At 30.8% G+C, this 12,294-nt stretch carries 8 protein-coding genes and 1 pseudogene; 1 reads left to right on the top strand and 8 read right to left on the bottom strand.

Features of this window, described 5'->3' with window-relative positions; translation table 11 throughout:
* Positions 1 to 141 precede the first annotated feature (141 nt).
* Complete coding sequence (gene tnpB, locus ABD077_RS25235; RefSeq protein WP_425545887.1) at positions 142 to 315, top strand: IS66 family insertion sequence element accessory protein TnpB; 174 nt, start codon at positions 142 to 144, stop codon at positions 313 to 315.
* 122 nt (positions 316 to 437) lie between these two features.
* On the opposite strand, the gene ABD077_RS16385 is transcribed toward tnpB, so the two are convergent.
* From ABD077_RS16385 to ABD077_RS16415, 8 genes and pseudogenes are all read right to left on the bottom strand, one after another.
* Positions 438 to 1,478, bottom strand: coding sequence for an RNA ligase family protein (locus tag ABD077_RS16385; RefSeq protein ID WP_343913331.1), 1,041 nt, complete (start codon positions 1,476 to 1,478; stop codon positions 438 to 440).
* A 25-nt stretch (positions 1,479 to 1,503) separates the two neighbouring features.
* Entirely contained in the window at positions 1,504 to 1,992 is a 489-nt protein-coding gene (locus ABD077_RS16390) for a hypothetical protein (protein ID WP_343913332.1), read from the bottom strand.
* Positions 1,993 to 2,348: 356 nt separating this feature from the next.
* A pseudogene (locus ABD077_RS25240) lies at positions 2,349 to 2,592 on the bottom strand (IS1595 family transposase); the annotation flags it as partial.
* A gap of 12 nt (positions 2,593 to 2,604) precedes the next feature.
* A complete protein-coding gene (locus ABD077_RS25245) occupies positions 2,605 to 2,736 on the bottom strand; it encodes a hypothetical protein (protein ID WP_425545871.1) in 132 nt (43 codons plus the stop codon).
* 633 nt (positions 2,737 to 3,369) lie between these two features.
* A complete protein-coding gene (locus ABD077_RS16400; protein ID WP_343913333.1) occupies positions 3,370 to 4,431 on the bottom strand; it encodes a Type 1 glutamine amidotransferase-like domain-containing protein in 1,062 nt (353 codons plus the stop codon).
* 75 nt (positions 4,432 to 4,506) lie between these two features.
* Positions 4,507 to 8,547, bottom strand: a complete 4,041-nt coding sequence (locus tag ABD077_RS16405; protein ID WP_343913334.1) for a carbohydrate-binding protein — start codon at positions 8,545 to 8,547, stop codon at positions 4,507 to 4,509.
* Positions 8,548 to 8,653: 106 nt separating this feature from the next.
* Positions 8,654 to 11,314, bottom strand: a complete 2,661-nt coding sequence (locus ABD077_RS16410; protein WP_343913335.1) for a G8 domain-containing protein — start codon at positions 11,312 to 11,314, stop codon at positions 8,654 to 8,656.
* Between the two features lie 678 nt (positions 11,315 to 11,992).
* Complete coding sequence (locus ABD077_RS16415; RefSeq protein WP_343913336.1) at positions 11,993 to 12,286, bottom strand: hypothetical protein; 294 nt, start codon at positions 12,284 to 12,286, stop codon at positions 11,993 to 11,995.
* Positions 12,287 to 12,294 lie beyond the last annotated feature (8 nt).

A 12,294-nucleotide genomic window follows, 5' to 3' on the forward strand; every position in this document is an offset into this window, starting at 1 on the left:
TCAGTAGATGAAATTAATGGGAAAGCGTAGTGCAGAAAAACCGCATGCTGCGTTTGACATTGCGGGAGCTGGAAACAAAAAAAGGATAAATACGCCAGTTCTCGACCCTAACTGTGAGAGATTTGTGGTGAAATTCCTCTTATTTACCCGACTGATGGGTTATCTAATTTGATTACTAATGATCTGGAGAGCAACCTTACCAATGGTTCGGTCTACATTTTTATTAATAAGCTTCACAATAAGGCTAAGTTATTGCACTGGCAAGGAGGTGGTTTTGTGTTCTATTATAAACGTTTAGAACAAAGTAGTTCTTAATTGCCTATTTATTATGACTTCACAGCTAGCTTTGCTTTAGATTATTAAACTTTTTTATATCTATTGGAACAAGCACATATGTTATAGCTAATTTCTCATTTCCTACTTTTTTTTAAAACATCTTATCCTGAATTATTCATTTTTTTATTGAAATATAAATCTCTAATAAGCAGGTTAATATCTGCTTTTACTCGGTCAATAATCCAATCTTTTTTTTCACTATCTATACCTTCTAAAATTTCGTAATTATCTAAATTAAAATCCTGTAATACATCTTCTAAAAATTCAATTTTTATTTCATTCATTCTTTTTTGGTTTTTAAGATCAAATGTACCTATCTTGGAAATGGCACTATCTAAACGATTTTTTGTTACATAGCTGCGTATTTCGATTATTAAGAAAGATAGTTCAACCGACTGAGAGTTTGTATTTGTCGTAAAACTCCACTTTTTCGCTAAGTGAAATTTCTTTTCTTCTTCGAATTTTTTGTTCTTTATTTTAATTATTGGTCTTTCATCTGAGTTGGTAAGAAGATCATACTGTTTAACTACTATTCCCTCAATCGTATTATCAATTATACTAGGTAAGTTTAGATCATCAGGTATTCTAGAATTAATTAATTTATCAAAATTTAAGGCATCCGACAATTTCCCGATAAATAATGGTTTTAAGAATGGAACATCGTGAGTGTAAAAATATTTTATACATTTTTTGTAAGACAAATAGTATTTAGTATCGGATACGATGGCTATATCAAATGCAGCAAAACTGATCGAAGGATTATAATAAACACCAGTTTGTATAGCTTGAACTCTTTTGTCTGGTACAACATCGATATGTGGATATGAGCCTCCAAAAAGTTCTCCGTATATGATATATTTAGTAGCTTTGTAATGCAAGCTTAGCTCTTCGAATAGTGCAAGAACTTTATTCTCCATTTGTTTGACGACTATTTGAAAGCCAAAAAAATCACTTTTCCAACTAAGGAGTTCTTTTCTTTTAGCAAATTTAAGTTCTCTATTTTCATAAATGAAACTAAAATTAGCACCGTGAATTTTTTCTGTAACTACCCAATCAACTTTGTTAAAACATTTGAAATCCTTATCATTAAAACTCTTCAAGTTTTTAACTATTTTTTCATAACTAGAAAAATCATTTTTCATTTAATTATTTTTTTTGATGAAAACACTATTCTCCAAAACCTATTAACTTTACGGTTTTTGTTTTAATATCGACATGAAAAATTACTTCTCCTCCCTTCAAGAAATATTCATCTTTTACACCTATTCTCTTGACTTTATAGATTATTCTCCACATGGACGATTTGAAATTTTTATTACCTCCTCCGAATAATAATAAATTTTCGAATTTAACAAGATTGTAATTTTCTCGTTTTAGATGAAGTTTGTCAAAATACTTATCTCCTATTTTTATTGCTTGTTTATAATCTAACATTTGAATTTGAATCTTTGGTTTTTCTGATGAGATTTTGTCGTTTTTAAACTTTTGACCTTTGATGGTTTGATTTAGAAATGCTTTGTTTGTTATAGTTCTAGTTTGCCTTGCATTGTCATATTTTACTAATAAGTTTTCAATAGAATTTGAGTGATTTTTTTGGGAAGCGGTTGATAGTAAACCCAAAGTGCTGATTGTTAACATTTTGTAAAAATTGTTCATATTCTGCATTTTATTTAGAACTCTAATTAGAGAAAATTGGTTATGTTTTAGTTTATTATCACTATAATTATCTATTCTCAATTATATTGTTTTTGTAAACTGTTGAGATTTGACGTATTTCACAAAAGTTATGATCTCCTCCCAATAGCTCGGATTTTCTACTTTCAACCAGTACCTAAATCTGGGAGGAGGTCAAGTTGAATTGTGGTTTTAGTAATAATTTGACCTGTTTTTGGTTGATAATTTATTTTATAAAATGAGTCATTCAAATTGTGTTATATGAATTAATATTATTTTGATATTACTTTTGCTTGATTCAAATAGTTTTCATTGACATCTGTTTTGATTGATAATATGGTAATTAGATCTATTATTAGTCTATCGAATAGTTTTTCCTCAAAATATCTTCGATTGAGTTAGTAAATAAATTCATTTAGATATATTTGCACATATTTATCTTTAATAATTTTCAAGTAAGTTTTGTTTTTCATTGCTTATAGTTATATGTACCCACTTCAACGTTTCTTTATCTGATTTCTCACTGATATGTAGTTCTACAAAATCAGTGATATCTATATATGAGGTACTCTTGTTAGTAAAAATAATACTTTGTTAATTTAAAGATTCTTTAACGGTGTAACCTTGGCCATTAGCCTTGTGATCTGTCAATATTTTTGCTTTAATACGACATTGACGATCTTTTTTATCGGTCTTAGGATCTTCTAAAGGAGTGTATTCTCCCATAATTATTACGTTTTACTTTTCCACTGCACCATGACCTCTTTTTCCTTTTTTTGTTACTCTATGTAAGAAGATTCAACCGTAAAATAATCTTCATACATTTCGATCTTACCTTCTAAAGTATATCAAACATACCTGTTTCCAATTGCTTTACGAAGTTTATGAATCATCGTCCAAACAGGTTCATGTCTTTTTAAACCGAGCTGTTTCTGGATTTATTTGCAAGAAAATTTTTATTTGGAAGTACTCATCAAAAATAGCATAGTCTTATATCATATAATAAAATGCAGATTAGAATTTTGCATATTAGTACTAATTCTCAAAGATGTCAAAAGCTCAACAAGATTTGCATTCATAGCTCCAAACAGATTTTATCCAATAAGGCCTGTCATGACTTTATCGTTGGCATTTAAATCTTATCTTGCCCCTTTATTGCTTGAAACGATACGATAAGTTTCTTCATTATCGAAATAAGTATTTCTAATCAATTAATAGTAATTATAGATATTCAAAAAAATGTTGCGTAGTTTGTTTTAGTTTAAAACCCAGTAAATTAATTTCACTGGTTTTTTTAATTTTAACTATCATTTAAAGCATAATATTTTGGCTATCACCAATTTTATAGTCATTATTCGTTTAATAAGCTACATTTAGTATACCTCGATCCACATAATAGAATTTCCAATATCCTCCTGATCCGTCAATCCAGTTATCCAACCAAAAATGGTTGTAACCGTTTTCATTCCCAGATATTTTGTATGCTTTAATTGCTCTACGATCTCTATACCAGTCTAATGATTTATTTGGTTTACATCTTTCTGGACCAGAAGTGTGCTGTTTTAAAAAAAAAGCATATCCATTACCAAAAATTGTAGCTTTACCTTTTTCATCTATACAGACAGCAGTTTCTTCATCGATACCTATACCTTTTCCATAAATATCCCAATCTTGGTATATGCGTGCTAGAAAGGTTATATGTCTACCTCTTCTATCTGGATCGTTGTAGTGGGTATCTGTGATAACATTATTCAAAAAAGGATTCTTAATAAAATTGTGTTTTTGTAATGTCAAATATGAGTCATATGGATTTTTTAGTGCTGTTTGGGACGTAATAGTTCCTTTTTCGGCATCAAAATAAATTCCACCCTGTATTACACAACCAGCGCTGGTGCCTCCGATTACAACTTTTTTTTCATTCCGTAGATAGTTCAAGGCGTCTTCTACTTTTGTATCTTTCCAGTAACTTACGTAGTTATTTTGATCTCCACCGGCTATAAAAACAGCCTCAGCATTTCGGATGGTAGATTCAACCAATTCATTATTGGCCATTGTCTTTGAGTTTATTAATAGAGTTTCTACCGAGTTAACCTTACCTAGGTTAAAAATATATTGGTTGTACGCATCCGTTCCATTGGCACGAAGTACTACAATATCTCCTCCTCCAGATTTATTTATCATCCAAGATATTGCTTCATCGACATCGGGCCCGCCCCCCATAAGAAGGGTTCCCCCAGAAGTTTCTGAAATCACATCATCAGGATCTCCAACTATACCAATCGAAGCAGGAGATAATTCTTTTTTTATATTATTTCTAGTTTTAGAGTTTTCAATAGAAAGGTATATTGAGCTTTCCTCTTTTTCACATGATAGATGTAATAAGCAGATTGAAAGTGTTGTAATTAAAATTAGGTGTCTCATAATAATAATTGATAAAACTCCAATAATACTACCATTATTGGAGTTTTATTACATTTTATAGTTTAACTGTAAATATTATCTTTTAATAAATTGTTTAGTGAAATTACCCACTTTTAAAAGATAGGCGCCACTATTTAATTTAGTTAAATCAATTAGTATTTCGCTGTAATTAGATTCTGTACTTTTCTTCATTCTTTTAACAGAAAAATTAGTTATTTCCATTCCATTAAGATTAAAAATTTGTACGTAATTTTCATTTAAAGTATTAGTGTCTAACTCTATAATAAGTTTATCCAAAACAGGATTAGGATAAATTTTAACTGGCTTACCTTTTAAGTTTTCTGCAGACATAAATGACATATTCCTTGAACTTGTTACAAAATTAAACCAATCTAGGTTTGCTATACCTTGCTTATTTTCTATACCCACAAAGTATATATCTTTTAGACCTTTTAAAATTTGCGCTTTGTCAATTGGTATAGGAATTTCAAAAACTTGATATCTACTCCAATTGTTTGTGTTAGGTACATTGAATTTAAGAATTTCAGGACCATTACTTGCATTGGCTCTAAGCGAAATTCTTCTATTGCTAAGTGCACAAGCTAACTTTACTTTAATAGATGAAACATCAGCTTGCGAAAAATTAAGATTAGAGAATTTAATCCAGTCTCCTGAGTCAAAATAGGATACAGCATTTGAACCGATAGTCACTCCTTTAGAGTCTGTCGCATTTTCAAATTGTATTCTCGAAAAAGCATTAATATTAGAAGTTTCTTCTCTTTTAAATTTAAACCAATCAATATTTGCTATTCCTGGACTTGTACCTACTCCTCGTAAGTATATGTCATGTACTCCTGTTATATTTGAGTTTATAGCAGTACTTTGAACCTGATAGATTGGGAAACCACCTGTTCTATTAACATTAAACACACCAAGTATAGGACCATTAACGTTATCTATTCTAATTTCAAATGTTCTATTTGTGTTATTAGAAGAAATAAAGGTCTCAAATCCTTTAGGAGATTGATCGCCAAAGTCAACATTATTGTATTTGATCCAGTCTCCGCCACTAAAATAGCCTATGACATTTGATCCTACTTGAATTCCTGAGTATTGATCTGTACTCTCTGCTTCGATCTTTTCATATGCATCACGTGAGATAGACTCATTGGCTTCCACATTGACTCTAATCGTATCTATAAAGTTTCCATCTAATGTTTTAACCTGAATATTTGTACTACCTTCTTTTAACGCAGTAAAAGTAAAGTCTGAATTGATTTTAACAATATTGTCGTTACCTATTACCCAAGTAACTTGTTGATTTGAGGCGTTTGTTGGTATAACTCTATAATCTATGTTAAAAACATTCCCTTCATCTATCGTTAAATTTGTTCTGAGAATATCAACCCCGCTAACAGAAACATTATCTGAATCAGTTTTCTTTATATATATCACCCAATCATTATTAGTATTATTTGGTGCTGTTCCTATTGATACTCTATTACCTCCAGTTACTGACCTTTTAGAGCCATTTTTAAGATTGCCTCCTTCTCTAGGGTCATACCACTTTATACTAAACTCTCCTGAAGGTAAATTAATTTCAGAACTACCTCCTGATTTAAGATATAGAATATACTCATTATTGTTTTTTGATAAGCACCAACCTCGCGATACAATATTGTCAGATGCCTTAAATAGATTGTATTTAATATTGTTATTCTTGAAGAATAACTTTGCATTTCTCAAATATTTCCAATAATCACTGTATTCTCTATAGTTCTGTACACGTAGATCAAATCCACCACCCATATAAAATTCAACGCCCGCTGCACCAGCAGTTATTGATGCCCAGATGGCATCTTTTCTAAAAGCATTTTTATTTACTAGTTCTTTGGTATAAGGCTCGTCATATGATACTACCCATTTTCTCCCTGCTTGTTTTGACTTGTTTATCCAAGAAAGAACTTTATCATGACCATTTTTTTCATCGACATCATCTTGATATGCTATACCGCTATAGCTTGAGTTTCCTAATAATGGTGTAAAAATATCAATAGGAGGGTAGTTATGAATTACAATATGATCGTTATACGGGATTATTTTTTTTAAATAATCAGCAAAACTTTTTCGCTGTGCAGTAGTATTTGGTTTTCCTCTTTGATTATTGAATTTCCATCCATTTTCTTCTCCGATATCCCAAGTAATAGCATTTAGATACCCAAATCTCGCAACAAGTTCTCGATAGTATATCTTTCTACTAATAGCAAAATCACCCCCTTCAGCAAACTCAAAGTAGTTTTGATTTTCTCTTTCGGTAAGTTGAAAGTGCACCATTAGTCCTTTTTTCATCATATGATCAAAAACAAATTGCCATTGATCTAATTTTGAAACATCATAATTATAAAAATTGTCTTTACCTGTCCACGGAAAAGCATTTTTTCCATCTCCATAGGCATTCATTGTAAGAAAATAGTTTGAGTTTATATCTTGATTAGATAAATAATTTACTACTCCTAATATATTTTTTCCTTTTCCATTCTTCCAACTACCATCTGAGTTATTCCAGTCATTTCTATGTGCATCATAAGTTCTATCGGAAGGGGTTCCGTCAAAATCATTGTATTCTAGAAATACTTCTGGTGAATTAGCTCCGAATTTTAGAAAGTACTCACCATTGTTCCATTTCAGAAAATGCTGGTTTGCATAAGAGAGTTTACCTTTAGATCTAAAATCTTTACCATTTTTATTAGTGTTATTGATTTGAAAAGTTCCAGAGTTTCCGTGAAAAGATGTAGGACTACCAGCATTAGGGTCAAGACTAGCAGCTATATTTTTACCTTTTTTAAAGGATACAGTATACTGGTAAGTTCCAGTCTCTTGAGGTAGAAAATGACATCTCCATTTATTACCTGTAGATGAACTTGTATTTTTGGCATTACCATCTGCAGCAAAATATCCTGGAACGACATATGTTTTATTGGAAGGACTTTTAAAGGTTACATTTAATCTATAATCTGCAAAAGTTTCTTTTTTTTCATTAGTATTTGGTCCATTCCAGGTAAGAGTTATTTTATGAAATTTTCTTTTTTCTCCTGCTATAGTTGCTGATACATTTTCATTCGAATCGGTTAAAGCATTGAGTACGGCATTTATATAAAGATGGTCGGCAGGGTTGTCAGTTGTATTGTTGGTAACAGCTATTACTATATTATGATTTTTAAATACAAAAACTTTATTTCCTCTCCAACCAGAAGCGTTAATGACATCTTCATTTACTTCATTAAACCTATTTTTTGCTAACCACCAACCATAAGAGTAATTTCCTTTAAGAATATTAGTAATGTCGATTTGGTTCCACTGAGTGTTTGGTCCTTGGCTTAAATTGGCTGATAAGTTATTAGGGATTTTAGAGGTATAAAGATCATCTACAAAGCTTTTTGATATAATTTGCTCACCGTTCCAAGTACCATTTGATTTTACTAACCATCCTATTCTGGCTAAATCTCGGGCACTCAGATCCCATCCGCCTCCCCATCCACTCATTATTCCATTGAAACCTACTCCATCCTGATTGCCTATAAAGTTAAATAAAGCTAGGTTTATTGATTCCTTTCGTGAAATATTGTTGAACACTTGATTTCTTAATACAGAACCATAAAAATCTACAGCATTATTATTATAAGCATAATTTTGTCCAGGTTGGTGAGGAGATAAACCATAGTCGCTAGTCATACTGAGAAACTGTTTATATGTAGCTAATGGGTTAGTTGGATTATTAGAGTTAGGAACATTTTGTTCCAAATTAACTCTTCCCATCTGCATTGCACGGGCAAATATTAGGGATGTAATGCTTTTACCTATAGAGTAAGTTTTAATTTTTTTGTTAATACTGCCAGAGCTGTAAATTAGCTTTCCATCTTTAATTACAACAACATTTCCTTTTTTAGGAATAGATTGCATATTGGCATTTAATTTGGATTGGTCTACACCAACTGAGTTAGGACTAGCTGTTTCCCACGATTGTCCTGGAAAAGTTTGCGCTAGTATTATAGGAATACTTATAAAATAAAATATTAAATAGGTTATAAGTATTGTAAACTTTTTTGCGTAAAACATACTTGAAATTTTTTTAATATGATTTGTAAAAAATATCGGCCACCAGAAAGATGATTTACTATACTTTCAAAGTAGCCGATTCCTAGCTGAGATAAATGTCAATTCTCTAGTTTGCGCCCAACTTAACTTGAGCAATTGTTTTTAATTCATTAAAAACTCTAAGTACATATAAACCTTTTGAAAGAGGCTTAAATCTAATCTGACTTTGATTATCGTTGAGATTTCCAGTTTCAATGATTCTTCCTGTTATATCATATAATTTCCAGTTCATTTTAGATGTTACTGAAACCGGAAGGGAAATATTTGTGGTATTTTCAACCAATGGATTTGGATAAACTTCTATTGGCATTAAATCTAATTCTCTGTTTTGATTTAGTTCGGAGGACTTACCATTATGTTTGATTGTAGTTTGTTGCAAACTTACATTTGGATCATAAACAAATTTTAAATGTAAATGACGAGAACGATTATCATAAAAGTAAGATGTTTTATTTACTTGTTCTAATTCTCTAAGTGTTCTTACTTTATTAAGGGCAGTTTGATTTTCTTCTGGATTTCCAAGTAATACTGTCACATTAGAAGAGATGTTCTTTAAAGTTATAGTACTACTTGAAGATGGTTGTAGTTCCATACTTACTTGAAATTCTTTTGACCAAGCTTTGTCATTATTTGCAACATATTTAGAATCGCCGAAGATATGAGAGAATTGATTTTTTTTGCTTCTTCCTAAACCTTCTTTACCACCTCTTGTTTTTATGCTATGTCTACTACTAACTAAGGTTAAATTAGAAAAATCATTACTTTTTCTTCCCGAAGCTTCAAAATAAGCAACATTATAATCCTCTCTGGGACAAATATAAGCACGCCATTCTTTCTTATAAATACATTTATTAGATTTAAGCTTAGATTTTAAAGAAACAATAAAGGAATCTGAATGTCCTGTTAAGCTACCGTCTTTATCTTCAAAGCCTCCGCCTACTTCACTATTTCTATACCAAAAAGGTTTTACTACGTTTATCTGTTTAATGTTTTCAGTAAAAGAATTAGAAAGCATTTCTTTATCAGCACCAACTACTGCTGCATATCTTTGGTCTATGATAGTAACATTTTTAGCACTTGGTCTTTTAGGACCCCCGTGTGCTATCAATTGAATTGCCCCACTGACATGATAAACTCCTTGTGTAGGAGCTTCACCTCCAATTTCGTTATCACTTTGACCTACTATGATTGAATCTTCTAATAGATTTTGCATAAGCATATGTCCCGTATTATTGTCTGCAGACATACAATTTCTCAGAATTGCGGTTTTACCTTCTATCCAAGTTCCGGATAGAGAGTTTTTATAAACTGTAAAATTTTCAAAAAGACGTTCACCCTTACTGCTGCGATCGTTACTAAATATTCCATAACCTCTAGTAGTTGGACCGTAAACATCTAAACCTCTATTAAAACTTGAATTAGAATGGGCAACATTATCCCTAAAAACTATAGGCTCTGTTATAGAATTGACAATTTGATTAATTTCGTTAGAGTTGAAGCTGTGATCATAAAAGAAACCCATACCTTGAACAGTACCGGCAGCATGATTTCCAACTAGTTCATTTAAAGGGTTTTTAAGCCAAAAAGTTCCTGGTCTATGCTCACTTTGATTAGATCTAGCAACAGTATGATTAGGAAAGGCAAAGTCTTTTACTTCTAATCTTTTGGTTAAAATACCTAAGTTGTAATAAAAGCTATTTCCTGTTTCTGTTCCATCTTCTGCAGGAACAAATGTATGAGATAGAATATTGTAAGCAACATTACGCTCTACTAATACATTATTCGTTCTATGAACAACTATACCTCTGTGGTAACTATTATGTACACTATTGTGCTTTGCGTAATTATTTACTTTAGTGCCACTAAAATGCCAGTGAATTGGATATCTTGCCTTTTCGCCAACTTGTCCCATTTGATATAGTTCTACTCCTTCTATACGTGCATTTGATCTAGGCATAACCATAATATGTCCTCCCATTCTGCTATTTCTACTATCGTCGCTTCCTTTAATCACTATATTTCTGGTTAATAGACCAACTTCGGCTCTCTCATCTAAAGTTTTGCCTTCATATTGCTGTAATTTTCCATAATGATCATATTTCAAAGCAGGAGTAAAGTTTACTGTTTTTCCATTTATATTTGTAATAGTCAGCTTTTCAGCTTCTTCAGGATCAAAAGAACTTGAAGCAATAACGATTTTATCCCCAGCTTTCCATCCTTTTGGTTCGTCTTTGAGTAATAAACTATTTTGTCCTTTTAATGCATTTTTGTTAATCTGAGACCAATCGAGATACCTAGCACTAATACCATGTAGTTCCAGAGTACCTCCATTCATTGGCATTATAAACCTTGAATTATGTTGATCTCCCGATTTTTTGGGTCCATTTAGCGTTATAATAGCTTTGTTTCTATATGGATTTTGTACTGTCCCAATTTCTAGAACACCACCATCTATTAATATTGTTTTAGCTGTTAAATTTAAATTTTCACCTTGCTTAAACATTAATTTACCTTTAATAATGATGTTACCAAGATTTGGCGTTGATACGTCTAATAGAATAGTCTTCCCTTGAGGAATAGTTATATTTTCGTTTGTTTTAGGCACATCACCATTCCAAGTTTCTGGATCTGACCATAATTGTTGTGCATTGATACCTACGGAAAACAGCAGAAATAAAATGTAAATCTGCTTGAAAGACCATCGTCTTTTGGAGTTGTTTGCATTCATGAATAAATGTTTTAAATGTTAAAAAAATGATTTGGTATATTTCTATGACTAATTTTATCCTTAGCTTTTACTAAAGGGATTAACTATTTAAATAAAATCCCTATTTCTGTTTTTCTTATGCTATCAAGAATAACATCTATTTCTCTTATATTTTTGATCATATCTACCGATTACTTTCATAATTACATGTAGATTTATGTTTTATGAAGGTTTCTTTTTACAACTTTATAGCTATATTTTTAATCTTATCTATACCTTTTCATTCATAGCCTATTTAATTCATTGAATTTTGAACATTTCATTGAATGGTCTAATACTTCTTAAGTTTTAACTTTAATAATTTCGAAACTATAAAGTTTTATGAAATCTTGTGTTTGATTCTTAAAAGTTGCAAATAAAATCAAACTCCATATGCTTATATTAAATAAGTAATTTACTGTTTGATATACTAATTATAGTTACAAAATTAAACAGCCCAATTAGTAATCCTTTTCCAATAAAAGCCTTGGTTTTAAAAAAAATGATAGAATATAAACTTGGGGAGCGATTGATTTCGGGTGATTATATTGTTAAATACAATAAATCGATAGAAACAAAAGCAGCACTATTTAAATGTTGATGCTGCTTTTGTTAGTGTTAGAATAATTCAAAATAAATATATTAATCTTAATGCATTTTTCAATAACAATTGTTAGAGATCCAGCTTCTAATAATATTTATTTTGTTTTTTAATAGTTGTGACATTGGACTATGATTATGGGTGTTGTGTAAAATTGTTGTAAAAGATCCTAAAGCATTTATTGCAGACAAGCAGTTTTGACTGCGAAACATGTTTTGTAAATTTAAATTTGATTGATTTGCTTGATTTGTTAAGTTGTTAATTTGTTGACTATTACCAAATCCAGCGTTAATTTGCTTTAGGTTATCTCTTGTTAAATGGTTTACACCTTCAATATTCTTTAAGTTTTTCATAATAATTG

Origin of the sequence: Aquimarina litoralis, from assembly GCF_039523995.1 — a bacterium.
GTDB classification, from domain to species: Bacteria; Bacteroidota; Bacteroidia; order Flavobacteriales; family Flavobacteriaceae; genus Aquimarina; species Aquimarina litoralis.

Bases quoted from the DNA above. Each gene is read 5' to 3' on its own strand.
- ABD077_RS25245 (WP_425545871.1), bottom strand. From the start codon at position 2,736: ATGGGAGAATACACTCCTTTAGAAGATCCTAAGACCGATAAAAAAGAT.
- ABD077_RS16415 (WP_343913336.1), bottom strand. From the start codon at position 12,286: ATGAAAAACTTAAAGAATATTGAAGGTGTAAACCATTTAACAAGAGAT.
- ABD077_RS16410 (WP_343913335.1), bottom strand. From the start codon at position 11,314: ATGAATGCAAACAACTCCAAAAGACGATGGTCTTTCAAGCAGATTTAC.
- ABD077_RS16405 (WP_343913334.1), bottom strand. From the start codon at position 8,547: ATGTTTTACGCAAAAAAGTTTACAATACTTATAACCTATTTAATATTT.
- ABD077_RS16400 (WP_343913333.1), bottom strand. From the start codon at position 4,431: ATGAGACACCTAATTTTAATTACAACACTTTCAATCTGCTTATTACAT.
- ABD077_RS16385 (WP_343913331.1), bottom strand. From the start codon at position 1,478: ATGAAAAATGATTTTTCTAGTTATGAAAAAATAGTTAAAAACTTGAAG.
- ABD077_RS16390 (WP_343913332.1), bottom strand. From the start codon at position 1,992: ATGAACAATTTTTACAAAATGTTAACAATCAGCACTTTGGGTTTACTA.